Raw genomic sequence first — 25485 nt, 5'->3', positions numbered from 1 at the left:
TATACAATGTTTCTTATGTGATTGATTTTACTTTGTTTTTTCTTGATTTTGCGTTTCGATTCGATTAAATTCGATGCTCAAAAGTGCTTTTCAAATTTCGGAAAACAACTTTGGCAATAACAACAGAAACTATCGAGGCATGGATCGAAGAAGGTCGCGGGCAAGGTCATGGGACTGATTACATACCTTGGATCAAGATTCAAACCAGAGGTTCGCCTACCTTGGGCAACCTTAATTATCGGTACATCCCGGCATTCGATCGATACGGGCATTTTCTCTCTGCTGGAGAAGGCAATTTGGAGGATTTCCTGATGTTTTTAGGTGCCAGCGACCTGCGAGAGCAGTTTCCATGCTGGCCATGGAAACATCCCCATCCGTTATATGGGCATCCGGAATTCAAACCGGCTTCAATCCCTTGGAGCCCAGGAACTTTGGCTATCGCACGGAGCATGGGAATCACTCATCCCCGTTTTCCAGGCACAAAGCTTTACTACATCCCAACGATTGATGTTCTGGCGACCGTTCCAGCCCCTGTCACAAACAGAGCTGTGGCTTTTGCAGTCAAGCCTGATCTCAGCAAAGTTGAAATTGAAGAAGGTGACGCTATAAAACTCGCACTACAGCGAGACTATTGCGATAGGTTGTCCATTCCCTGGCGTCTATTTTCAAAAAACCAGATTCCGGAAACATTAAGCAACAACCTGAGAATCCTGTTTCACTACTCAGCACCAGCCCCAAATATCGCATCTATTCAAGTTCAATTCGCCGACGTTCTTGGAAATCGATTAAGTGAATCGGAAACCATTCAGGACTCCCTCTCACATACGATGCGCCGCCTCCATCTCTCGAAAAAACTGGGTCAAGAGCTATTTCATCGCGCGCTTTGGTTCAAACAAATACCAATCGACATACGAAAAGCATGGGTTTTCGCCGCCCCGCCTTTTCTCACCGATGGCCGCTGGATAACCGAAGCGCGTAACTATATGCTGGGACAGGGCTAGACATGTCCAATGACCCTATCTTGCTAGCTCTTTATCTGTGCTCGGGCAGCAAACCATTCCCTTTAAACAGCCTGCATCGAGTGATCTGGCTCAACAAGGCTGAAAATCTGATCACGCTGATTCGGATAGACAAAAAGCCATTCAGCAAGCCCCAAACGTTGGCCTATTCTAAAGTCAGAGATTGGATCTCCGACAAGCAACTGATTTTAGTTGAGAAAGAGGAGGCCGCGCCTCAGCTACGGCTATCGGATGTACAGCTTGCTGCACGTTACCCACCAAGCAATCGTCGAGAGAAAAAAGGATATACAACCACTCATAAGCTATCAGCCCCCCTGGAGTATCGGCAGAAATGGCTTAAATTTCTTGATGAAATTATTGGTCAACTTGATGGAGCTTGGAAGGGAATAACCTCTCTTTCATCAATCCTCAAACCAGCCTGCGAGAAGCATGATGTTTGTCTCAATGATAGCTACCAAGTGGTCTATGCCTTCTACGCCAATAAGTGTTCCCGACTGAGCGTCATTCCAGAAAGATTTAGATCGGGAGCCTTCGGAAAGCCTCGTGTCGGAAAAGGGCATGTGCTAGGCAGAATGACGACAAAGGCAAAGCTCGAAGGTAAAGGGAACACGAATTTTGGGCTTGATGAAAACTGGCTACAGAAAATCAGGGATACCTATCAGGAAAGCATCAAGCATGGTGTAACAGGTCCTGCGGCCTATGAAACTTTCCTCAATTTGTATTGTTTGATAAGCGTGGAGATGATCAATGGGGAACTGGAAACCACCTACTTGCCACAAGGCCAGCGCCCATCGGAGGCACAATTTTTAGCACATGGCCCAAATGATGATCCAGAGCAGGCTCTCTGGCGCAAACAACTGCTAGACCAGGAATATGAAAAGAACAATCGGCCGTTGAATGGTCAATCCAACCCGATCACTTTGCAAACAGGCTTACGCGCACTGGTCGACGCCTCTTCAAATGATCGCTACCTTGTCTCGGCATTTAACCGCTCACAAACACTTGGGCCAGCAAGGGTCATTCCCGTCGTTGAAGAAAAAACTGGGTACATATGGGGAATCTACGTTGGGTGGCGAGTCAATAAAGAGGCAGCAAAGCTATCAATTTTGAACGCATGTAGCGACAAAGTTGAATTCTGTGCGCGATACCATATTCATATTAAGCCCGAAGAGTGGTATTCACACCTACATGCAGAGTTCCGCGCCGACAAGGGAGAATTCAACTGTACTGCTGTACGTGAAAGCCTTGGCGAAACCAACCGATCAATTGAGTACGTCATAACAGGACGCCCCGATCTGAGAGGTCGCGGCGAACGTGCGCATGGATTACTTCACGACCACAATGCCAATGGATCGACATTCGGCAGATTTCGTAAACGCGGAGAAATAGATCCTGCAAAGGAAGCGGATCAAACATTATTTGACTTCACGCGGGAACTGATCAGAGACGTACTTAGAATCAATAACTTCGATCCTGTACCTCACTTACGAACAACAGAAATGATCCAAGCAGGGGTGGAGCCATACCGGCGAAATATTTTGGAATACTGCATGGCTAACGGTTACCACCACCAGATTAGCTATAACGAGGACGACCTGTATCTAGCCCTGTGTCCGGAGTTTCCAGCCAGTATCACCCGAGATGGAATTTACCCTTTAGTTAAGCGTCATTTTGACTCTGGGGACGAGATACTTCTCAAAGATCTACGCTATCTCGGCCAGAACGCGGAATTTGATCGTTGGCTGGAATCAGCTCGGCGCAATAAGCGCGAGCGCATCAGCATATTGATGAATCCAAATGATCCACGTGTTGCTTATTTCCAAGATCCAGATAATGGACTTCAAAGGCTTCGTCTCGCCACAAAAGACCCTCTTCTGGCGTCACTCGCCAGCGTCCATGATCTGACAATTCGCGCCACCGAAGATACTGTGATGCTTTACAAGGCGAATAACCGGGCAACAGAAAATTCGGCCTCCAAAGCACTTCAAAACAGCGCAGAGCGCAAAGAAATTGCTAAACAGAAAACCGCAGACGTTAAAAGACATGGCGGACGAAAGGGGGCATCATCAAACGCAAGCGGACGTAGGAAAGCCTTGCAGGATGAAGTTCGAACCCACGGCCAATCACCTATTCCTATTTCGCCCACTAAACATCAAACCTCCGTTCAGCCCGAAAACCAGACCTCATCGAGCAATGTTGTCCCACTCAGAGGCCCCCCATCCTCGGATATCGATAAGGACTTCGAGCGGTGGCTTAATGGTGACCCAGAATGAATCAGGCACGGACAACTAGGGGACAATCAGCGCCAGATTCACCCAAAACCAACCCCCTGCTAGAAGGAATATGCCTCGCATCAACAGAAAAAGAGATATTTCCTTTGATTGCGCGAAATCCCTTCCTTGATGCGGCTTGGCGTCGCCAAAACCAAGATATCGATCTATTTCCTGCCTATATGGCGGCGGTAGTGGCCCCAACCAATACTGCACTCCAACTTGGCTTAAATATCCATAGAGCTCTAAAAATCACGCTTTTTCAAAAGAACCCAACTGTCCAACAAAATCAGACATCCTATTTTTCGACTGCATCGCAGCCCTCCGATCCTGTTGTTATTCATAGTAGCTATTGCGGGGTTGTCCTCTCCGGCTTGACCGGACTTGGCAAATCGCATTTGCTAGAAGCAGCGCTACAGAGCATCCCCCAGGTTGTGTACCGAGAAAACATTTTTGGATTGGCCCTGATTGCCCAAATCACATGGATTCGGATAGACATGACCAGTATCGCGTCTATCGAAGCTTTGGCCGAGCAAATCGTAAGAGCGATAGATGACGCCCTAAAGGCCAACGGCGATATTTTCGAGGCCACACTGAAAGGCGCAAAATCTGCAAACACGAAAATGGAACGAGCTTTACGACTCCTGCGAACTCATTACGTAGGCATTCTTGCTGTCGATGAAATCCAGGCCAATAACTTTTCAAAATCTGGCTCAGCAGATATACGTGACTGGTTTTTGCGGATAGCGAACCAGCGCATTTCACTTATTTTTTCGGGGAACCCTTTGGGATTTCGATTACTCCCTCCCAAAAAAAATGAAGACGAAAAGTATGCAACACAGCAACTGCGAAGGCTGTTCGCCACCAATGAGCTTCGCCGAAACCCGGCAGAGTCGATCAACGACCCAGAATGGAAAAAGTTTATTCAAACCGTTGCAACTTGCCATCTCGATGGATCTCGAGATGTCTTCAACGAAAAAAATGAATTACTCAAACTACAACTCAGCGGTGGGTTTGAGGACTTTTATATCGAACTTCATTGCCAATTAGAAAAGCTGAGGGTGAAATTTCCAGCGAAGGAAGTCGACGATTCCTTGATCAATCAAGCAGCCGCTGCTTCTACAAAATTAAGAAAAATGAAACCTTTAATCAGCGCATTTACTGAGCACGACATCATCAAACTCAAGCAGTGCATTGACGTTGACTATGACTACTACATAGAGAAATGGGGGAAGACGTCCAGCCAAAACGTTGGGGGTCAAAGCGAAAACGATCCGCCAGTTTCTTCGTTTGTTGAGAACAATAAAATTGTCGTTGACCCTGTTGCCTCTGCTGAAGCAGATCGGAAATCAATCGAACGTAAATGTTCAAAACAACGAGAGAAACAAAGCGCCCCGTGCTCTCCCCTAAAAAACTCTCTACGCGAACATCATCTTGATGAATTAGAAACAGTCATCATCAATGGGAAGCCCCCTGATGGATCTTAGTGGTTCGCACCAATGGGCTTCGCAAATGACCTTTTCCAAAATCACCACCTTGACTGTATCCCGGCCATATCTCCAGGTGAATCACTTTTTAGTTGGTGTTCCCGCTATCACCGTATTGCGGGCATAGGGACGCCGGCAGTCACCTCCCGAAGGCTATTTGGCTCTAATACGGCTGGCTTTGTACTCGATTTTCCTGGTCGTCTTGGTCATTTTGGAAAAGCTACAGCCAATCTACTGGGCACATCCGTCGACCTCATACATCAACATACGCATTACGCTTTTTACGCGGCATTCCGACCTCCTGAAACAATGGCTAAAGTACAAGCCATGATGCTGAGTAATAGTGTTGAACGACTAAAATTTGTCCTAGGTCTTCCATCCAGTCGCGCCGCCACCTCGCATCCACTTAAGTTTTGCAAATCATGCGCGAACGAGGAAAAAGATGACCATGGAATCGCTCGTTGGTGGCTGATAAATCAATGGCCAACCACCTGGATTTGCCCCAAGCACAAACAAGGGCTTCACTATGTCTCGAATCCCAATAATCAATACACAGTAGCCTCATGGCCATTGCCTGATGACCTCGGCGAGCTTTCAAGTGTAGCCACGAGCGAAAACCTGCCAGACAAGACATGGGATCAGCTTGAACAACTTGGGCGTTTAAGCGAGCTCGCTGCTAAATCACAGATCCAGTTCCGCCCGGAGATATTGCGCCTGGCATTTTATGCACAACTTCAGGCGGCAGGATGGATTCACCCCAACGGGACTCTCCGTTGGTCTGACATTCAAAATGCTTTCCTTAATCGCCACACATACTTAGTCGACTACCCTGGATTTGATTTTATCCGTGGCATACAAAGGGAGGATCTAGGAATACTTGGCCCCATGCTAAGGGGATCTAAGCGACTTCAACATCCGTCCAAGTACCTGCTTCTAATCGATCTTCTCTTCAACTCGTTTGAAGAGTTCGTCGAGCATTATCGCCAATACAGCTCAGAAGAGGATCCCGTTCTAACGAAATTCCAAATGCAACGAAAAAACGATGACTCTTTAGATAAATCTTTAGTTGAACTTGTAATTCAGAAGGACATGTCGCTCAACAAAGCAGCTCTTGGGCTTGGCATAACTTTGAAGCGGGTGATGACTTGGGCCGAAAGGCACAAAGTGCCCTATCAAAAACGGCCTCACAAGGAATCCCCTGAGTTTACAAAGCGGCTCTTAAAGTTAATTTCAAAAGGGGCTTCCCGCGAAGAGATTGCAGAGAGCCTAGATGTTAGCAGGCGCTGGATCACTGCATACATGGCTCGCAATCAGAAACTGAGAGCCAACTGGTACAAGGCAAATCTGAATAAACAAATCAAATCTCGACGAAAGGAATTGCTGGCCTTGCTTGAAGAACACCCAGGAGCTGATCAGAAAACCATCCGAAATATTCCAGGCAATCCATTTCAGTGGCTAGTGCGTAATGACCACCAATGGCTTAAACAAAACTATCCATTTTTCGGCACTCGGAACTCCCAATGCAAATAAATAACGCGAAGGATGCACTTGGAGACTAGTTCCATCCAAGCCGAAGCTTCTGAAGTTCGGCTTTAGTAGCTGGTTGTTTAATTACCCTGCGTAGTACATCTTGAGAATTATTGGTAATACGAGCTAACTCGGAAAGATTGATAGAGCTTCGTCCTCGCCTTAATCGGGCTTTTTGACCAAGGGGCAACTTCTGAATTATCAATGCAACTCTCATATCTCGCCCCCCCCAGTCCGCACCCGCACGGGAACCGTCTCTTCTACGGCATTTAGGCACCAATTTCACTGTCAAATCCAACCATTCGGTGTCGTATTTGAGCGCCCACTCATAGTTAGCCCAACCAAGCAATTTACGTAGATCTGTTCTCCTCAAATCTGGTTTCTCTTGGATCAATGCTCTGATCTTGCTGCGTATAGCGTTGCGATCTTTGTTTTTTTCGGAACAGAAAATAGGACGTTGATGGTGTGCGACGTTGTCACACCCAGCGATCGGCATGGCCAACTCAACCTCCTTTACAGATGGCAGTCGATCAAACAATGCCCCCAATAGCAACACATGTCGAAATGATTGGCGCGGATACTGAGTGCCGTGGATCATTCCTCCCAGCCACTTCCTAAAGCCTACCCCTTTGAACTCGCCCCCTAATTGTTTTGCCAATAACTCTCCGTAACAATCTCGCAAGAACAATTCAATGCCAGACCAATCGATTGCCTTACCCGAAATGAGACCATGCCTATGTAATGCTCTTCCATAAAGTAACCTAACTTTCGATTGATCTGAAAAACGAAAGTTACTTCCCAAAACTGCATGGCTAACTTGAGCTAAAAGCAAGTGTGGATTATTAATACTCCACACGCCACTATCCAGATATGAGTCTCGAACAGACGCTACCGAAATTGAGGCGACTTCGGGAAATTCGATCTCAGCTCGCAGATCCCCTGCCTTGCCCAACGGCAAAGAACTGTTGACCAAAAAATTCCCATGACGGAAACACACTGCAACTCCAGGCAATTGATGCGCACGAATCCATGTGGTTCGCTGGTGGTTCTCCAATTGATCCTGGGCACAAACTGGGCAATATTTAGCTCTCCAAGCTTGGGCGACAAGTTGAGAACCGTTCAACCCCAAAACCCCTCTCGCCTGCACTGTGCTTGCCGCAATTTCGATTAGCCCTGCAATACCAACCTTATGGAAGGCAATGAAATACGGCCACAGTGAATGCTTGAGAAGTAGCTCGCCAGGCTCCTCTAACGATACTTTGCCCAGAAGCGCAGCCAGTCGATTTGGCTCACAATCTAATGGGTCGATCAGCCCTCCTCTAGCATCGCCAAATACAGCTGTTAGCGCCTCACCATAAGATCTCGCACCGAGCAGATTCCCGAGAGCCATTACAAGCCCATAACTTGTTTCGTCAGGAATGGGCTTAATTTTCAAAACAGACTCAAACATTTTTCGTAGCCCCGGAAGGACAATTCATTAGCTCCCTGAGCCCTTTGAGGCTAACAATGACGCGTGCCAATGCATCTGCATGTTGCAAGGTCCCATCCCACGAAAAACGAATCGCATCCACAAGCACTTGGGGGATAGCGTCCTGTTTTGCATATAACTCATGCAAATTTTCAAGGTAGGAGCTCAGCTTTTGCAGGTTCTTTGAAACTCTCCGTACCTTTCCAGACAGCATTCTAGAAATCTGTGACTGGTGAATGCCAGTAGCTGCGGAGATTTCTTGCTGACTCAGGCCGAGAACATTGACCGCATACTTCAGACGCCCAATAAGCGTGTGCTCAATCATCGATAACCGCATTCATTTGCATAATTTCGCATAGTTTATGCAATAACAAAACGCTTGGCAAACCCAAGCGAACATTATTTCGTGCGGGATAGTTAGCTGGCCATAGGGCTGTCGGAATGACAATCAGGGCGCGCCCAACATGAACGCGTCTACGGCATGTATTAGTTTTCGGCTTCCACTTGCTGGACAGCGGATTCTTGGCAAACTTTAATTCCAGGCGTTTCCGCTGGCATAACAGTTAGTGTGACCAGCGGCACATACCAGTTCTCTACGCGCATCATTTCTGCGTATGGCGGTGCAGATTGTTTTTTTGATCTACGGACCAAGGTGTCGAGCCGCACATCAACAAGCCGGCCCTCCGGCACTTTGAATCTCTTGGCTAACGCACCTATCGGCAGGCGAGATGAAGGCACCCTGATTTCAATCCGCTTTTCCGTTTGGAAGATCTGCAGCTCCTCACCGTACTCCAATCCGTCGAGAACACGATGAATGGGATGCTGATCCCCCATCCGTCCCGCATAGCCAAGATCAATGTCAGCCAGTCCTAATGCGAGGTACTTGAGCGCCAGCGAATCAAGCCTATTCACTGTCTCAGGAATTGGGATACGGATCATCCCATCACCGTTGATTCTCTTGGAAAACGGGTTCGAGCCTATTGCTGATTGGCAAAGAACAAGATTTTCTTTGGCTCGAGTCATACCAACATAGTACAGACGTCGCTCATCGTCGTTTGAGCTTGTCCAATCCTGCCCATCCAGAATCACGACATGCTTGAATTCTCGCCCCTTGGCTGAATGCACGGTGGAGAGCGTCAGCCTTCCCCGATCTGTCCTCACCGCATCCACACCAAACTCATAGAGCTCATCGGCAACGGTACTGCTGGGCACCGATATCTCCCCCCAAATACAGACGAACTCCTCGACGAACTGGCCCAGCAGATTGAGCCAAGGGTTGTCATGATACTGACCACCAAATCGCATCTCGAACCAGCGTAGCAAGCCACGTGGCTTTAGACGGCGACTGGGTTTTGATCGCAGCATGTCCAGTAGGAGATAGGCTTCTCTTGTCTGGTAAAAACGGGGACCGGCACTCTCCTTATCTGAGACTCGATATCCGATTTTGTTCTGATGGCACCAAGCTCGGAACGGATCCAGGGTTGCACGATTTCTAGCCAGCACAGCAAAATCGCCCCAATCACTGTTGGCATCCAAGGCTTTTAAACGCATCAGCTCTTCAATAACAACCACTGCCTGTCCGACATGATCGCCCGGAACACTTAGTATCTGCGTACGCCCTTGTGCAATCGGATCCAGTCGCTGCCATAGCCCACCAGGAGATTCACTCTGCCTCGCGTGATTGATACGAATTGGGTGATCAACCTTCAAGCGATTAGGATGCGAGGCGATTAATGCATTGGCTGCGGCAATGATGTTCGCATTTGATCGATAGTTCTCCACCAGATATTCAACCTTTGCCTGATAGTCCTCCTGAAAACGGTGGATAAACTCGTTGCTTGTGCCCCGGAATGTATAAATGTTTTGATCGTCGTCACCGACTGCCAACAAGGTGAGGCGAGCATCTTTATCAGCAGCCTGCCGACCGGCTAGCGCGCTGATCAACTCGTATTGGCGCTGGTCAATATCTTGATACTCATCGACTAGGATGTGGCGATAGCCCGCCAATAACCGCTCACGCAGTTCGTCGCTGTCACCTTCAATGCCGTTCAGATCCGTTTTGCCTTGCAACAACGCAATCGCTTTATCGAGTACGCCATCCAGGCTGATCGATGGCGCATCCGATGTCGCTTGTTCTGCTAGGTTGGCAAAACTCGTCCCGGTCAATCGAAATGCTAACGCGTGATAGGTCAACACCGTCACCGCACCCGCATCGGAAGCAATCAAATTCCTTAGGCGCTGACGAATTTCCCAGGCAGCCCCTCTATTGAATGCAAGAACGATAATGCTACTCGGTGGTTCGCGCAGGACACGAACCAGATAGGCAACACGGTGAACAATCACCCTGGTTTTCCCGGAGCCAGGGCCTGCTAGGATCAGGCGGTTTGTGTCAGCTTTTTCGGAGACCAAACGCTGCTGAATCGGGTGGCGAAGGGACTCAACGATCCGCCGATAGGACTCTTCAGTCGTTGCCCGGTCGAGGATCTCTTTTCGGCCGGCAAAATACCTTCGGATGAATTCGAGCTTTGGCAACGTAAAGTAGGCCAACACAAAATTCAGCGCGTCAGACAGCTTCTTCAAGCCTAGCTTGGCGTATTCATGGATGACATGAATCTGAAAATTCTTCTCGTTGTAATGCTCTTTCAGTGGCTCGTAGTCAGCATTTGTAAACCCGCGGCGCTCCTCGGAGAAAATTTCAATGGTCATCGCCGAACGGAAAACGGTTTTTCCCCGATCGAGAATTACAACACCATTGTCATGCAGATAAAGCAAGCCCGCATCTATCGCCGTCAGATCATCTTTTACCTGGGGCCCGATCTCTAGATCGGACTTGAGGGCTTCAGCCAGCTCACCGACCTTGCATTCAACACGCAAGTCGACACCACGCACTTTGTCGTCGAGCTTTCTTAGGAGGAACTGCAAAAGTACCCCTGCTACTGAACGACGTTTTTCAGCAATCTCGCGAATATTCGCCCAGGATCTGAGCAAACGAATTTTCAATATCTCTCGACGGATGAGCTTCACATCAATTGAGGCTCGGCGGCTCTTCTCTCCCTCCCCAAATGGCCGAGCAAGAGAATGGAGAACCTTCATCAAGTCGGCCGGGATGAAATCGATGCCCGTTCGATTCTTCAACTCCTGGCACAGCCCCCGCTGATTTACATCCTGCCACTCGCCGCTATCGGCATCCGGAGCCAGTTCAGGCAGCAATTCAAGAATGGCTTTTTCGATAGCAATCAGGCGTAGCAAACGATCCTGTGAAGCATCCTTGACTCCTTTCCGGAGTAACACCGTCAGAGACAAATCGTTGGTGAGAACGCCGAGTTGCTCTAGTTGATGAAGCATGCGAATCACTTCATCACTGGTCGCACCGAGAATGGCCATCAGCTCGTCAGTACTAATTCCTTCGTCATCCCGCGCGTTGATCAATACAGAAACAAGATCCCTGTACTTCCCAAAAATGTCTTCGGACAGATTGGCTCTCCGAAGTCGCTTTTCTGCTTCCTCTAGGTTAGGTACCTTTAGGCTCCCCGGGAAAACGCGAGTGTGATTTTCGTTGCGCTCAAGAAACCGGGCACGCTCAAGCCAAGAAACTGCGGTACGAACCTTGGTGTCCGCATCGGGGTTATCTGCCTCAATACTCGTTTCCAGATCATCGTCGGCAAGAATTTCTCCCGGTGTTACAACGACCTCGGTACTCTTGGTCTTGCCAGCGTATCGGCGTAAGGCCTTCAGAATCCCTGCAATATCTTGGCGGGACAACCTTGATCTTGCGGACAAGCTGAACTGGGCCTCGACATCCTCTTCGTCGTAAAGCAGGACGCATCGTGACTCTTCTCGATCACGTCCAGCTCTACCGGCCTCCTGAAGATAGTTTTCAAGAGAACCGGGAATTTCAGCATGAATCACAATCCTCACATCTGGCTTGTCTACGCCCATTCCGAAGGCATTCGTAGCAACGATGACTTTCAAGTCACCTTCAATGAACGCCTGCTGAACATCCTTTTTGACACCTGCGTCCAGACCGGCATGGAAATGTGCACAGGCCCACCCCATATCCTTGAGAAACCCTGACAACTCCTCTGCACTCTTGCGGCGAGCGGCAAATACAACCGCACCGCCTTCGCGCCCAGTTTTGGCAGGATCGCCAAACTCTTTTTCCAAAAGGCGATGGATAAGGGCTGGTTTTTCCGGTTTGGTTACCGGCATAACCTCATAGTGAAGGTTGTTTCGTTCATGGCCACCATCGAGAATTCGTAGTTCGATTCCGAGTGACTCTTGGAAGTGGCTGCGGATGTCATCAATGACCTCGCGTTTGGCTGTTGCCGTGTAGCAACTAACGGGAGCCACATCGTGAGACTGGCGGGCGTAACGTTCTCGAATGAAGCGCGAAACATACAAATAATCGGGCCTGAAATCGTTGCCCCACTTTGACAAACAGTGAGCTTCATCGAACACCCAGGTTCCGATTTGGCGATGCCGAATCGCCTCAACAAACGCGTGATTACGGAACTGCTCCGGGGAAACCAACAATATCCCGACGTCGCCTAAACGGATCTTCTCGAGCACCTCCCGTCGTTCAGGCATCGTGAGCATCCCGTTCAGGGTTGCAGCACTGTAGATACCGACTTTGACCAAGTTATCTACCTGGTCCTTCATCAAAGACTGGAGAGGCGAAACGATGATTGTGAGACTGCCGTTGCGCCAATGGCGGGATAGTGCCGGCAGCTGATAGCAAATTGACTTGCCACCTCCCGTAGGCAGGATGGCCAGAATGCTCTCTCCCGCATATCCGGCCCTGACAATATCTTCCTGTAAAGAGCCACCTTCAGCGTTCTTTGGCTCGGGCCGGAAGTTCGAAAATCCGAAATACCGATCCAGCTCATTACGAGGATCTAGATAGAGTGAACAATAGGGGCAAACGGGATCGTCGCAGGGTGTTTCGCGAAGCTGCTCAATGAAGGTAGTCGTCGACGGGTATTGAAGCCTCACCCATGGGGGCAAGACGGAATTCCCGCCGCTGACACGCAGCCAAGCCAAAACATATGAAAAGGCATGCCCTGCCTCTGTGTCCTCTAGGGATCGGAGCAGAATCTGGTTGAGGTTCTTTGGGCAAACCTTTCCTTGTGTAAGGCGCACCACCGCATCTTTGACATCTGATGCTTTGGGTGGCATCGCACCTCGTAGCTTCGCGAAAAAGCTACCAACGCCGCCTTTGGCTTCCCTCGTCAAGAAATAGTGATGACAAGCCAACTCGTCGGGCGATGTTTGGTTCAGATGCTCGAAAGCAGCGTACTGGTCCTGCCATAGCTTCAGCGATAGCTGAGCATCCTTCAACGGATCATTACGTGCATCACGCACCAATTTATAGTCTTTGACGAGGCTGTGATACGGGTTCGCAGGGAACGCGATGGGCGATAGCTCAAGCGTATCCACTGCTGGCAAATGATTTAGCCTGAGGCTTGGGAATCGAACAGCTAGAGCAGGCAGGTCATGACGAACAACATTGTGTCCAAGCACGAAGGCTGCGCCCTCCGTGAGGGCGTCTATCTTCTCAAGGGAGGATGAGATCTGTTTCCCTTGCAACGCAACAGATGCGTCAGTATCAGCCCGCCATGCGGCAAATTTATAGATATCCAGGACGTTATCGATTGCGGTTTCGATGTCCAGGCAAAGGCATCTTGGCGCAAACGATGTGTGAGTCATTCTGAATATCTACTTTAAAGCGATCTATTGAAACACGGCTCCATGACAGGTTCAACTTCCAGTTAGGAACACAGCCTCTAAAAAATTCAAATTTCGCTTTTCTGTGACCATCACAAAAACAAACTGGCAACTCCTTTAACCAACCGACTGGAGAACCAGCCATGAACCGCACTAACGCCAATCACAAATCCAACCAAAGTAACCCGACTAGTCCTGCATACCAGCAGGTTAACAACAATCGGTCAAACCAAGGAAACCCGAACAATCCGGCTTATCACAGTAGCCGTGGCACGACCGCCGGCCAGAAAAAGTAAGATTGCATAAATGAGGTCGGGCGAGCCCGGCCTCCTTCAGGAGATTTTTATGGGTCGCACAAAATCATCATCCGGAGTACAAGCTGTCATCGAAAGGCTAACTGGGCAGAAGCCATGCCCCGCGTATCTCCGTAACGCTGCAAACAAGTATCTGGACTCAAGCCTTTTTCCAAACAGCCGTCGCTCAGAAGCTGACCGTACTGAGAAACTCGCCAACAAAGAGGCTGAACTGATATTAATCAACGCACTGACGCTAGACGAAGCGTTCCGTGGCGAAACGGAAAAAGTCGCGAAAATCATCCAGAATGAACTGGACCCGACTGAACTAGCCAGAGCGATTGACGATGCTCAACGAGAGATCAATCGGCGATTTGAGATTTATGCCTACTGGAGGGAGCATTTCGGTACGCTCAAGGCGCTACTCACAGACCGACAGGTAGACTTGAAGAAGCAACGCCTCGACGAGAAGCTTCGCCAGTCTCAAGGTCAGAGCCCAACCACTCCCCCCTTACCCTTTGCGCTGCGGGCCATCCAAAACCTGGAAACTATTGAAGAGCGCGGGCGGCGAGGCCGCTGGTCAGCAGACGAATATGCAGAACAGGCCGAGGCATATTTCGCGCTAAAGGACTATGCGAAGGCTAGCCAGAAAGCTCGCGATGCGATCACGGTTGAACCCAATCACGCCCGCGCCTGGTTTATCCGCGTAATGGTCGCACTACACCAGAGAAACCGTGCAATTCACGAGATGCAACGGCAGCAAATGATTTCCGAGGAAGTCGCTGAACCAATGTCAGCACATGAAACCATGGCTCGCGAGCTTACCGACGAACAGGCCTCTATCGCAGCCTCATTCCATGAAGACCTTAATGCAATATTGCCGAAAGCGCTGTCGAACTGGCCCCGAGCCAATCGATGGCAATTTGAGCATGCCGATGAATATCGGATTGTCCGGGACATTTTCATCGACCAAGCCTTCTTAACCGCCCTGAACGGAAAGCGGAATGCGACCAGCCGAGAGGTTCGTACTCTGAATGGCCTGGGTCCAGTTTGGCCTACCTGGCACTTCCCACCATTCGACTCCGAGACATCGGACATTAAGCCAACGCTCTTGCAACATCCGTTTTCAGAAGATGAGGTCATCTTACTAACGAACCTCATCACCGAACGTGACAAGTACCGGCATACTTTTTTCAATATCCTAGGAGATGGTCTGCTAGCCCGAAATTTCAAGCTTCTCCATCTACGTTGGGTTCTTCAGCTTGATGGCTACGAAAAACATTGGCAGGAATGGTCGGAGGAAGCTGAGGGGTACGCGCCAAAGCGCTTTGAAGCAGAAATTTTGCGTAACAGCTCTCTATCCCAGCTATGGCAATCCCACAAAGTAAGGAATTCAGGAAGCTCTACTGTTCATCAATCATTGAAACGTTGGTATCACTTGATCAATGAGCAGAACAACTCGTATAGCGTTGATGTGCTATTGCATCAATACGCTCAGCTTTTCCACAGCAGCTTCGCAAACTATGACTACAAAACGTGCTTTGAAACTGCTGGCTTAGGGGAAAAATTCTTGAAGTCAAGCAAGCAGTCTCAATCCAAAACATCTCACCCAGAGCTCGAGCTGATCAGTTACCCGGCATACAACAACACGTATTGGCTATATCTACAAGCAATTTCTGTTGTCTCGGCGGGACTTGCAGAAGAAGTAGTGAGCGGCCAAATGTTCGACTTTCTGCTAACTGCATCAAAGCTTCGCGAGCAATTCCGAAAGGATGACAGCTGGCAATGGATGGAAGCTGAATTCTATGAAGAAGGAGGAGGCGATGAGTATCCAACAGTGCCTTACGAAATTGATCTTCGTGAAAAACAGCTGTGGACCGATGCGCTCACCAATCAAATCGCCCTCAATCCGGTCGATCAGCAAGGGAAAATTCTGAACGAATTGAGAAACCTTGAAGGCTTTGAATCATGAGGTATAGCGCGAACAAAGACATTTGTACTGAAGTACGCGCTTTGATAGGCAAAGGTTGGCACTTCAGCTGGGGTGGTAAGCACGGCAAACTTATCTCACCATCTGGACGAAAATTTACCGTCCCAACATCGCCAAGCGATCATCGGAGCCTACTGAATTTTCGCCGTGATGTTCGCGTTGGACTAGCAAATTCCTGAAGGAAGGCGGAAAGGGGGGAGAGGAAAATCCCCTCCTTTTCGTCCATATACTTGCCAAAGCAGAAATTCGAATCCATTCCATTGATTGGCAGGTATCAGTTGGCAACAAAACGCCCCCCCGAACCGAGCTTGATCCGGCTTTTCCTCGATAACGGACGAGGAAGCAATCTAGATAGGTAATTCAGAGCGTGGGAATAGCCGCCATCGGATAAGATGCCATTTGACTTCACTTGGTCTATTTTCTTTGAATTTCTATCAAGAACGCAGTTGTGAGCTGATTGCCTCCGGGATTTCCAGAAGCGATGCCGCCATTCTGGTTGCTGAACACTACCTCGACGGAAAACCTGCTCGTCGTGGGAAACATAAGATCACGCAATCTGAGCGTGATGCGGCATTCTGGAGCGCGGAGTTTCTAGGGCAATTGCCGTCTGCAACTTGGTGTGCAGAGGTCATGCTTCTGGCACTAGCTCGCTATCTTGATCAGGAAAGAGTTAGTGCACCAACGCTGCTGCTGTCTATCGCTCAGTCACAGCCCTCTGCGCTATGCAAAGCCATGCGATACGCCCGTATGGTTTATCGCCCAAAGGCAACACGGTTGGCTGAGCTTCGTGAGATCGCAAAAGTCACTTCTGAGATTCACGAACAGTGCTTGGTCATTGATATTTTTGTTGATGTGCACGAAGTACGCCAATCGGAGATCGATAAGTGGCAGATCAAGTTAGCCTACCTCTCTCCCTTCGAGTTCTTGATCTACGCGAGCCTGTTCGCCTTTGAACATTTGATCTCGGGGCAATCTGCCAAATCTGAATCGAGCATGAGTGATGAAGCGATTTGGTATGCCCTGACAGAATTGATTGCTTGGAAACTGAAAACCTCTCCTGACGCGAAAATTCGACTGACCGAGAAACAGATCGGTATATCGATGGCGGAGCACATAGCGCCGTTTTTGTTTCCGGGAAGCACTCAGATCCCGCCACGGCTGGATTTTATTCAAGCATTTTCAGCCCTGATGACCGCGCAGGTCGAGATGAATGAATTTATCTCTCGTTCGGTCGACGCGCATAGTTACGATGACGCGGTTCGGTTTGTCCGTCGAGGAGATCGATTGGAAATTGAGGTTGCTGACCCAAGCATCCGTAACCGCTGGGAACGAGATGGACAACGCCTGCTTTTGTGCCACGGGTACTGGCTTTACAGGGCGCTTCAAGAATTCTATTCGTCGGAAATTGCCAACCAACGGATCGGAAAACCTGAAAACCACGAGGCAAACCAATTAGCATTTATTCGCGCGCTGCGTACCCAAATGGAATTGGATGAAGTTTACGGAATCGACGATGCCGTGTTGCTTGCATCAGGAGAGAGCATTAATCTGTTCCAGGCGCTACTCTCGCTGGAACTGACCTCTGCTTTTTTCCAGCAGGACTTCCTAGCCCAATATAGTTTGCTGCTCGAGAAGTCGGAGAATTCCATGGCCGCGCTGAGCGAACTCGCATTGCAGGGGCTGACGGATGGAATGCAGATTCGTTTTCCACTGACTTGGTCCGAGCGAGAACAGAAAATCCGTTCGATAGTTGGCTGGACGGTTTCTGAAAAAAATCCGAAAGGCAGCTTGCCTCTAGCAGGCTCGATTCTGGATTTTTGGACTAATGACTGGTTAACCTTGGCCGCGCGCCTGCGTAGCAACATGCCAGGCCTAGTTCCCGAGATATTGGAACGTCCATTTCTGAAGTTGGGTGATTATTTTGTGCAATTGCCTTGGGTAACGGGGCGCCAAAACAACTCGACTGCAGCCATCAACAATCTGCGACGCTTGGGGGCACGACGCACCGAGGCGCAGGAGGAAACTCGCCGCATCGAAGCAAGACTTGGAAAGCTCTTTGAGAATCGAGGGTTCAAGGTAACTCAAGGATTTCATCCCAACCCGGAAGCATATCCGGAAGTAGGTGAAATTGATCTGATTTGTGCTCGAGACGGCGTCGCTCTGGTTATCGAAGTAAAGTCCTCGTTCAGACGAAGAAGCCAACGCGAGGCTTGGCTGCATGGCAAAACGACTTTGCGTAAAGCCGGTCAACAGTTGCGACGAAAGGTCGCGGCAATCAATAGGATGCTTGAAAGGCCGCCAGGGGAAACAATGGAGTTAGGCCTAACGAGCACTTGCTCCACGTATGGAATCATTGCTGATACATCAATTGAGCATGATCACGAGCATTTCAATGGATTTCTAAAGGTCTCTGTCGAGGAAATCCTGATTGCGCTTCGGGACGATCGTGAGTTGCTGACCGACCCCATTAGTCTTCTAGGAGAAGGTGACGGGTTGCAAAGCACACACTCACCGGCCAAAAACAAAACGCTGGGAACTTTGTACCCCAATGGGTTCAACGTGCAGCGTTTCATAGAAGTGCTGGAAAACCAATTAGTCTGGCTGGAAGCCGATCTTCAGGCCAAATAACAGATGAATAGCGGTTAAATGATTCGTATCCGAAACACTGAGGCAAGTGCTCTGAATAGTAAAGCAGCCCGCCCAGGTGTCACGAAATGGCGATTTAGCCCCCTCGAACCAGATACCGTTTCAAGTGATTTACTAAGTAGCAAATTCAATAGGAGTCATTGGGAATACAACTCCCCCCTGGCAGAGGGCCCCATAAAACCCCGCCGTCCCGACAATCAAGAAAAACAAAGGCCGTCCATCGGTACGTTCCATTGACTGTCTTGACCATTCCGAAAGGTCAATTCCAGAAGGAGTTGGATGCTCTTCCGGATGGGTGTGCCACTCGCCAACATAGTCTGCTAGGGAGCCAGTTTCACGCCATTTAGCGACGGCTGCTGCCGCGTGGCCAATAATCTCCCTGACAAAACCCAAACGCTGACGTTTATCAGTCTCGCGGGGAATGGTCAGCCACTTTATTTCGATGTTCTGTCCGCGGCGTAAGCCCATGAGAAGGCCACCAGCTTCAGTTGCGCTTAATGATTTCTGGCAATACCCAGCGGCCTGCTCGATGACGTCTTGGTCAATAGCAATCAAACGTCCTGATTTTGGTTCAAGCCAGCCGGTTACGAAGCGCACGCAGGGCACCCTTCAATTTTCTCGAGCTCTTGGACTTGGGTTCCTTGCAGAGCCCCCATCATGACTCTGGAGCGGAATTTCGGAGAGCTCTGGCCATTCACCCAATCTAGGACGGCATCCAGGGCTAGTGCGGCAGCTGACACAGAAACGCTAACTGGGAATGGGACATAAAGGCTTTCACAGCCAAAGCCTGCATAGGAAGGTGGAACAACAGCCCCTATAGCAGCTTGATGAGTAGTCATGCAGTGATAGCAGGCCACGTCGGGTGCATCTCTGATAAAGGCGTTAACACTTTCTCCTGCACCTGCGACCCAAGAAAAAACCATGGGAACAAAGCGGTCCTGACGCATTGTTTTGTTCAGAAAATTGGAAAGCGCCTCCTCCCCGGTTGCATCAATAACAAGGTCAAACTCGGCCAAGTTAGCAACCTTTCTGACATCCTCTACGCACGCTTCAACACAAGCACTCGGTACAACACGCTTAAGTTCATTTGCCAACTCAGAAGCTTTGGATTTGAAGATGCTGGGCAACCCCAAACGATGCCGCCCCATGTTTCCCGGCATAAAGCTCTCTGAATCAATCAAAGTTAGCAGCCCCCCTTTTAGGCCCGCGCCTGCCCGAATCAGCAAATCAGCCAGATAGCCACCAATCGTCCCGCACCCAACAAGTGCAATCCGAAGACCAACCAGTGTTTTTCTTTCTGGCACGTTCCTGCTCGCCAGATAGTCATCATCAATGCGAATTACTGACAGCGGCGAAACTCGAGACTTAAGAAGTGCTGGTCGAGCATTCAGACGAAGCATCAAGCTACCGCTTCGCTCCGATTGGTCGAAGTCAGTAAGAATTCCATACCAAGATGTTGGCGACTGAATCAGGATAGCCGCATAACTAGCCCCTGATTTCATCCCCCTCTCAAGCGACCTGACAATTCGGCGAGAACAATCTGAATCCAGCTCCCCTTGCCAAGACAGGAACTCACCAACAGTCTTGGGCGGCCAAGAGGTCTGCCTTACTCCGGGGCTAGTCTTTGACTTAAAAACCTGAATATCCACCGCATGATGTTGTGCGCTAAAAATGCTGTCAGAAAGCTTTTTCTTTGTTCGCTCGACGTCATCAGTTAGAAATACAAACTGGTTACCACTGCTGGCGTGCTTGCATAAGAAGGCTTTGCCGCTACTAGCCTTGGTAAGTGGCATATCGGCAAACACCACCGCCCCTGGCCAATAGGCAAAAAACTCTTCGGCCAGGTCGGCAGCCAAATCTCCCCTGACTGCACTTTCCACGACCCGAATAGCGCGCTCTACGCAAGCCAGCGTCTGACCGGCTGGGTCGAATATATTTAACGCCAGTGTCCCGCGTGCTGCATAACAGATGAACCCGTCTGGAGAAACATGGGGAACGATAGCGGGCATTCCGACAGGCCGCTCAAGCAGCTGGACTTCCGGGAGGTCGACGAAAGAGTCGTCTTCAAGAGTCACCCTAATTCGCACCAAATTCCCGCAAATTGGCACCGCTCCCTCGAAGGCATACCCTGCCGTCGAATAGACGAACTTGAACCCGCGCTGATGAAGCGCTTGTGTTGCCAGCTGGATGCCTGACGACAAAACTTAGCCCGCCTTGCTTCTACCAACCAGTGGCGATGCAACAGCCGCTACTGGTGCTGCCTGTACGGTGCTTTTAACGCTTTCAGTCTTCACCCTTTCAGGCAGCAACGGAAAACGGCTACCAAACATGGCTTGTAGCCATGTGCATGCTTGCGTAGGTTCGGATGCATGAATTGCCGCCCCAAGGTACTGAGCCAGCAAGTCAAATTTCACACAAGCATCCTCGACTCCCTCCTTACCTAAACGCTTGGTAAGCGACTCTTCGAGGTCAACCGGATTCGATACGCCGCGCCTAAGAGTTTCAGGAAGCTGTTTTACTACGTCTAACAACGCGAGGTCGTCTCGCCGGTCACGGGTCTCATAACATTCAACCGCAGCAGCCATCAACAGAATAGAAGCTGGCCCCCCCGACTCCCACTGCCAATCCCGAAACGCTTTCAGGTAACGAACAACCCGGCGAAGCTGCTCACCATGTACCAATACCGCTTTGACAAACCAGTCTTTCACGGGGCGCGGGTCTGAACTAATCCAATTGTCTTCACGGTGCGCTAACAAAACAGATTGCGTTGGAAGTGCCTCCCACACATCCTGTTCCGACTTAGCAAACATGGCATCGAGCGCAGCAACACGGTGATTTCTTGCCTCGGCAAGCTTTACGTATTCACTATCAGGGATAGCATAGAGTGGAATGTCCTCATGCGCGTCTGCAGCAATAATGACTCGAACACAGGTTGCCTTCGATGTATCCAGTCGCCAATCTCGCATATCAACGAGGGGCTTGAGCGTTTCTTCAACAGCCCGAAAGAAGACTTTGCTCGCAATGCTAGGGCGCGGCGATTCTTTCACAAAACTCATGGGCAAATAAGCCCCGTCATCAATATCTGCCTGCTGCGTCTTCTTAGCTGGAGCATTGAGCGTTTTGTAGGCCCATGAACCCTGAGTAAAAAATCTCGGCGTCACAGCAGCCTTGACTTCATCATTAGCAGCCAAAGCCACCGGCAAATACTTCTTTAGCCAGGCTCGTATTTCAGCTTTTGACTCAGCCAAATTGCCTTTACGAACTGGATGGAGTTCGATGTTGGTCAGCAGTGAAACCTCATCGACAGGCGAATAAAAGAGCGAGCTCAGATTTAGCATACGGGCAACTCCGTGTTCTTGTTGGGGCCATGGAAAAAAGTGGGCAATGAGGCAACGTGCGTTCTGAATGGAGAAAATGTCTTCATTCCGAGAGCCCCTTGAGCGGCATTTCGAGCACGCAGGGTTAAAGTTTTGACGGCCGCAGGGGAAACCACGTCAAGACATCGAATGTCGTCGACTTGGTCAGGTGTCGCCTCGTCATCGATGCGGGCGTAGCGGTCACCAAGTTCATGCTGAAGCAGAAAATTGGTTGATGACTCTTGTGCCGAAATCATCAACGAGATGAGTGCTTCGCCCCAGTCGAGAATCCCCCTGTCTCGACGAGCACTTCCTGGCACGGTATTACCGGAACTCATTGTTCCGATTGCAAGCAATCGCATAGTGGCCGGGTCCGCTTCCATGAAGTGCTTCGCTTCATGAAGGCCGAAAAATCCTGGGGAGTTTCCTACCAAACCTCCGTCACAGAATATTCCCCGAGAATTTTCAGCAAGCGGCAGAAAAACCGGAGCAGCTGATGTCGCCAAGGCGACATCTACTAGGGAAAGCCGATGGTCGAGTTCCACCCTAGGATGATGGGGAGTCTTGAACATCTGTGCGCGCCCAGTAGAGTAATTAACGGTCGGAATCAAGACAGGATGTTTTAGGTCACCAAGCAGTCGACCTTCGAACACCAGCTCCAGAGTTTCACGCAGACCTTCGTCACTGTGCTTCGCCCTAAAGATGCCGCGCCCAAGACGCCGCAACCAGGATTGCCGTCCGAATATATCTTTGCCGTGCTCAGTAAAAATCTTGGTGAGGTCTGAGGCTGGAATTTCAGCAGCCAAACCCATTGCCAGCAAACCGCCTACTGAAGTGCCACAAATCAGGTCGAACCGACTACCAATAGGCGAACCCAATGCGGCCTCTAGTTCCTCGAGCACTGTCGCGGTATAGAGCCCACGAAACCCGCCGCCAGACAAAGCAAGGATGTGGAACGGCTTAGGTTCGCTGCTATTCATATTTAACCCTTCGGAGGAAATTTGTCTTTACCGTGGCTATCACGCTCACGAATACGACCATCACGACCATGAATCAGCAATTCCGTGCCCTGATGCCGGGCAATGTTGCGAGCACGCTCAATGGCCTCTTGTTGCGTATTCACGACGACCGTTGCACGTTCAGCACCGGCGCCTTTTACTGCCCATCCGTCATTACGGGGTACAACGTGTTGATTTCGCTTCGTCATTTTTTGCTCCAGGACAAGAGACTACCGTTCGTATAGGTGCATCCGCATACGTAAGATATATCTAACACCTAGAAAATTCAACCATTGCACAACAAATTTGTTCGGGTGTATCTTACGCGCCACGCTTTCAGCTAGCTGGTGCCAGTCTGGGCGCAAGAATTAGGAGGATAATGTCATGTCCCTCGGGGCTAAGCTCAACGAGCTTCGCATGAGAAAGGGAGAGTCGCTGCAACAGACGGCTGACACCATTGGTATAACCAAGACGCATATATGGGAGCTTGAGAAAGGTAAATCCTCGAATCCGTCAGCAGAGTTACTTCGAAAGTTTGCTGACCACTTCAAAGTCACAGTGGACTATTTAATTGACCCAACTCGCGATGGGCTCACTTCTGATGATGAAGCGATGGTTTTCTACAGGGACCTGAAGTCACTAGACCCTCGAGACCAAGAAACTCTCAAGCAAATGATGGTTTTTCTGAAGGGCAAGAAAGATTGAGTTCAAGCATTTCCCTCGACCTAATGGAATTGGATGGCAAGGTTCGCCCCATAGAAATCGTTGACGAAATCCTGCGCCAGAATCCAGACATACCCTACCCAGTTCCACTTGAAGAACTGGCTACTGCTGTAGGCATACAACAAATCAGCGAGTTGGTCACCGAGGGATTTGAGGGAATGTTAATGACCAACCCTGAGAAATCTCAGGGAGTCATTATGGTGAAAGCTAATGCCAATCCTCAACGTAGACGATTCACCATTGGCCACGAACTAGGCCATTACTTGCTCCCCTGGCACCGACAAACAAGATTTTCCTGTTCCTCAGAAAGTATCAAAGACTCTGGGACCGATTCAAAAGCCGCCAGAGGTCTTGAGATGGAAGCTGAGGCAAATGCATTTGCTTCAGAGTTGTTGATGCCATCCGCAATATTCAAGAAATTGCAGAGAAAAGCTGGAGAACCTGACATTGAGCAGGTTGTTCAATTCTCTGCTCATTTTGACGCCAGCGTCGAAGCGACAGCTCGCAGGTTCATGAACCTATCCGACCACCCCGTTGCATTCGTTTTTTCGCTGAACGACACCGTCCGATATTGGACAAAGGGGCCAGAGTTTCCCTATCTACTGAGTATCAAGAACGGGCAGCAATTACCGAGGCAATCTTCTGCTCGAGGCAACGGCCAAGGTGTTGGTGAAATGGTCGAGCTAGACGGATATATATGGTTGTCAGATGCAAGGGGGCCTAGTTTGCCAAACAGGATTCTTGAACAGACCCTGCATCAGCAAGACGGTTACAAGGTAACCATGCTGTACATTGAAGAAATGCCGGATGAGGATAGTTTCACTAATCAGGGCCGATTTTGACTCATCTAGAGCAAGCAAAGGAACTCCTACTTTTTGTAGCTGCGAACCGAACTCCCCAATTTTCGGGTGTCGGGATCGTCTTCTACAAATACTTGGGGTTACTCCCTCACATTTCCCTGGGAACTCCAAAATTAGCCTGTCCTCAGCTCCCCATTTCCGGAACCGAGGGGATTGCATCTGCATTGGTATCAATCTCTGACACCTCATCACCGTGGCACGATGGCTTCCACTTAATTGATGCCAAAACCTGGTCGCTAACCCACATTTCTCAGTTTCTCTCACCAGTTTTGCCGAAAAATGATTCTGAAATTGGTAATGACCGACCAAATGGTGCCCGTCACATGACGGCCTACCTAGTTTCAAAGCTTCCTGAAATTGCTTGCGTTGGGCTGCTGACTCACACTGGTGAGCTATGCATCTTCGAATGCGGCAGAAAAGTCTGAGCATCCATTCTCATGAACCTACTAAGCCTGACCTACGCAGAATTTGAACGCCTATTAAAAGGCTTCGCCATCGTCACCTTCGTTATCGCTGGCGGAATTTTTGCAGTGAGAATTGCTTTCGACACTTCCATCCTAACAGCTGCCTGGCAAGCCATTAGCTCTGCCTTAACCGTAGCTGGATTTGCTTTTGGTTTCTTTGCCAGACGCACTTGGAACTATCCACTACTGGCCAAATGGCTTGGCCGCCCGATTGTCCATGGCCTCTGGCGAGGCACCTTAAACACAAGCTATAAGCGCCCTGATGGCCAAGCAATACCTCCAATTGAAATCGCATTTGTAATACGACAGACGTACCTTTCTTTGTCGATAGAGTCGTTTACTAGCGATCAAGAAGGCGAATCGAAAGTTGAGGCCCTTATTCAAAACATGCGGACGGATGCCACGCGGATTTGCTACATCTTTGAACTCCGAAGACAGTACAACGGAGAAAACAAGCTCACCACCGGTTCGGGCGAATTAAAACTTCTCGATGCTGGAAATCGCCTTAAAGGGCACTACTGGACTAACTCTCCAACTCAAGGTGACCTGGAGCTGCGACTGGTCACTCGTGACTGTGAAGAGGTAAATTGCTATGAAGTGGCTGAGCGCAAATGGCTTGAAATTACGTCGCAAATATAATTTTCCGCTTAGTTTAAAGTC

Annotated in this window: 17 protein-coding genes; 9 read left to right on the top strand and 8 right to left on the bottom strand. The window is 49.5% G+C overall.

All coding sequences use genetic code 11. The annotated features are described in order from the left end of the window. The first annotated feature begins 83 nt into the window (after window positions 1-83). The 4 genes from GBK02_RS06175 to GBK02_RS06160 are packed head-to-tail and all read left to right on the top strand — an operon-like array spanning window position 84 to window position 6306. Window positions 84-1001, top strand: a complete 918-nt coding sequence (locus GBK02_RS06175) for a TnsA endonuclease N-terminal domain-containing protein (protein ID WP_203468862.1) — start codon at window positions 84-86, stop codon at window positions 999-1001. A gap of 2 nt (window positions 1002-1003) precedes the next feature. Then, a complete protein-coding gene (locus GBK02_RS06170; RefSeq protein WP_203468861.1) occupies window positions 1004-3292 on the top strand; it encodes a hypothetical protein in 2289 nt (762 codons plus the stop codon). After that, a complete protein-coding gene (locus tag GBK02_RS06165; protein WP_203468860.1) occupies window positions 3289-4776 on the top strand; it encodes an ATP-binding protein in 1488 nt (495 codons plus the stop codon). Before GBK02_RS06170 ends, GBK02_RS06165 begins: the two co-directional genes overlap by 4 nt. Before the next feature lie 12 nt (window positions 4777-4788). Further along, window positions 4789-6306: a TnsD family Tn7-like transposition protein gene (locus tag GBK02_RS06160; RefSeq protein ID WP_203468859.1), complete on the top strand. Its 1518-nt coding sequence runs from the start codon at window positions 4789-4791 to the stop codon at window positions 6304-6306. A gap of 25 nt (window positions 6307-6331) precedes the next feature. Here the strand turns inward: GBK02_RS06160 and GBK02_RS06155 are convergent, their stop codons facing one another. The 3 genes from GBK02_RS06155 to GBK02_RS06145 form a co-directional block, all read right to left on the bottom strand. Further along, entirely contained in the window at window positions 6332-7753 is a 1422-nt protein-coding gene (locus tag GBK02_RS06155; RefSeq protein WP_203468858.1) for a TniQ family protein, read from the bottom strand. Continuing rightward, window positions 7746-8096 (bottom strand): helix-turn-helix domain-containing protein, encoded by a 351-nt coding sequence (locus tag GBK02_RS06150; RefSeq protein WP_203468857.1) that lies wholly within the window; start codon window positions 8094-8096, stop codon window positions 7746-7748. The genes GBK02_RS06155 and GBK02_RS06150 overlap by 8 nt, the downstream gene beginning before the upstream one ends. 161 nt (window positions 8097-8257) lie before the next feature. Further along, on the bottom strand, window positions 8258-13477 hold the full coding sequence (locus GBK02_RS06145; RefSeq protein WP_203468856.1) for a RecQ family ATP-dependent DNA helicase: 5220 nt from the start codon (window positions 13475-13477) through the stop codon (window positions 8258-8260). Between the two features lie 363 nt (window positions 13478-13840). On the opposite strand from GBK02_RS06145, the gene GBK02_RS06140 reads away from it, so the two are divergent. Together GBK02_RS06140 and GBK02_RS06135 are read left to right on the top strand one after the other, a co-directional pair. Continuing rightward, window positions 13841-15760, top strand: coding sequence for a lipopolysaccharide assembly protein LapB (locus tag GBK02_RS06140; protein ID WP_203468855.1), 1920 nt, complete (start codon window positions 13841-13843; stop codon window positions 15758-15760). Between the two features lie 417 nt (window positions 15761-16177). Then, complete coding sequence (locus GBK02_RS06135; RefSeq protein WP_203468854.1) at window positions 16178-18406, top strand: hypothetical protein; 2229 nt, start codon at window positions 16178-16180, stop codon at window positions 18404-18406. Between the two features lie 132 nt (window positions 18407-18538). Here the strand turns inward: GBK02_RS06135 and GBK02_RS06130 are convergent, their stop codons facing one another. The 5 genes from GBK02_RS06130 to GBK02_RS06110 are packed head-to-tail and all read right to left on the bottom strand — an operon-like array spanning window position 18539 to window position 22987. Continuing rightward, window positions 18539-19021 (bottom strand): Mov34/MPN/PAD-1 family protein, encoded by a 483-nt coding sequence (locus GBK02_RS06130; protein WP_203468853.1) that lies wholly within the window; start codon window positions 19019-19021, stop codon window positions 18539-18541. Next, window positions 19009-20625: a ThiF family adenylyltransferase gene (locus GBK02_RS06125; protein WP_203468852.1), complete on the bottom strand. Its 1617-nt coding sequence runs from the start codon at window positions 20623-20625 to the stop codon at window positions 19009-19011. The genes GBK02_RS06130 and GBK02_RS06125 overlap by 13 nt, the downstream gene beginning before the upstream one ends. Before the next feature lie 3 nt (window positions 20626-20628). Continuing rightward, a complete protein-coding gene (locus GBK02_RS06120) occupies window positions 20629-21762 on the bottom strand; it encodes a cyclic GMP-AMP synthase DncV-like nucleotidyltransferase (protein ID WP_203468851.1) in 1134 nt (377 codons plus the stop codon). Beyond that, window positions 21756-22760, bottom strand: coding sequence for a CBASS cGAMP-activated phospholipase (locus GBK02_RS06115; RefSeq protein WP_203468850.1), 1005 nt, complete (start codon window positions 22758-22760; stop codon window positions 21756-21758). The genes GBK02_RS06120 and GBK02_RS06115 overlap by 7 nt, the downstream gene beginning before the upstream one ends. A gap of 2 nt (window positions 22761-22762) precedes the next feature. Then, window positions 22763-22987 carry a DUF2188 domain-containing protein gene (locus GBK02_RS06110; protein WP_203468849.1) on the bottom strand — a complete coding sequence of 75 codons (225 nt, stop codon included), beginning with the start codon at window positions 22985-22987 and terminating at the stop codon, window positions 22763-22765. A gap of 175 nt (window positions 22988-23162) precedes the next feature. On the opposite strand from GBK02_RS06110, the gene GBK02_RS06105 reads away from it, so the two are divergent. The 3 genes from GBK02_RS06105 to GBK02_RS06095 all read left to right on the top strand — a co-directional run bounded on the left by GBK02_RS06105 (window position 23163) and on the right by GBK02_RS06095 (window position 25464). Beyond that, the gene (locus GBK02_RS06105) at window positions 23163-23483 is read left to right on the top strand and encodes a helix-turn-helix domain-containing protein (RefSeq protein WP_203468848.1); all 321 of its coding nucleotides are present in this window, start codon (window positions 23163-23165) and stop codon (window positions 23481-23483) included. Beyond that, on the top strand, window positions 23480-24343 hold the full coding sequence (locus GBK02_RS06100) for an ImmA/IrrE family metallo-endopeptidase (protein WP_203468847.1): 864 nt from the start codon (window positions 23480-23482) through the stop codon (window positions 24341-24343). Before GBK02_RS06105 ends, GBK02_RS06100 begins: the two co-directional genes overlap by 4 nt. 455 nt (window positions 24344-24798) lie before the next feature. Next, on the top strand, window positions 24799-25464 hold the full coding sequence (locus tag GBK02_RS06095) for a hypothetical protein (protein ID WP_203468846.1): 666 nt from the start codon (window positions 24799-24801) through the stop codon (window positions 25462-25464). Window positions 25465-25485 lie beyond the last annotated feature (21 nt).

It is taken from the genome of Dechloromonas sp. TW-R-39-2, assembly GCF_016864195.1.
Lineage (GTDB): Bacteria > Pseudomonadota > Gammaproteobacteria > Burkholderiales > Rhodocyclaceae > Azonexus.
The sequence above is the reverse complement of the archived record's forward strand: the minus strand, read 5'-3'. Positions and strand labels throughout refer to the sequence as shown.

Excerpts from the sequence above, each read along its gene's own strand:
- GBK02_RS06170 (WP_203468861.1), top strand. The coding sequence starts at position 1,004 with ATGTCCAATGACCCTATCTTGCTAGCTCTTTATCTGTGCTCGGGCAGC.
- GBK02_RS06165 (WP_203468860.1), top strand. The coding sequence starts at position 3,289 with ATGAATCAGGCACGGACAACTAGGGGACAATCAGCGCCAGATTCACCC.
- GBK02_RS06160 (WP_203468859.1), top strand. The coding sequence starts at position 4,789 with ATGGGCTTCGCAAATGACCTTTTCCAAAATCACCACCTTGACTGTATC.
- GBK02_RS06155 (WP_203468858.1), bottom strand. The coding sequence starts at position 7,753 with ATGTTTGAGTCTGTTTTGAAAATTAAGCCCATTCCTGACGAAACAAGT.
- GBK02_RS06150 (WP_203468857.1), bottom strand. The coding sequence starts at position 8,096 with ATGATTGAGCACACGCTTATTGGGCGTCTGAAGTATGCGGTCAATGTT.
- GBK02_RS06145 (WP_203468856.1), bottom strand. The coding sequence starts at position 13,477 with ATGACTCACACATCGTTTGCGCCAAGATGCCTTTGCCTGGACATCGAA.
- GBK02_RS06140 (WP_203468855.1), top strand. The coding sequence starts at position 13,841 with ATGGGTCGCACAAAATCATCATCCGGAGTACAAGCTGTCATCGAAAGG.
- GBK02_RS06120 (WP_203468851.1), bottom strand. The coding sequence starts at position 21,762 with ATGCTAAATCTGAGCTCGCTCTTTTATTCGCCTGTCGATGAGGTTTCA.
- GBK02_RS06115 (WP_203468850.1), bottom strand. The coding sequence starts at position 22,760 with ATGAATAGCAGCGAACCTAAGCCGTTCCACATCCTTGCTTTGTCTGGC.
- GBK02_RS06110 (WP_203468849.1), bottom strand. The coding sequence starts at position 22,987 with ATGACGAAGCGAAATCAACACGTTGTACCCCGTAATGACGGATGGGCA.
- GBK02_RS06105 (WP_203468848.1), top strand. The coding sequence starts at position 23,163 with ATGTCCCTCGGGGCTAAGCTCAACGAGCTTCGCATGAGAAAGGGAGAG.
- GBK02_RS06095 (WP_203468846.1), top strand. The coding sequence starts at position 24,799 with ATGAACCTACTAAGCCTGACCTACGCAGAATTTGAACGCCTATTAAAA.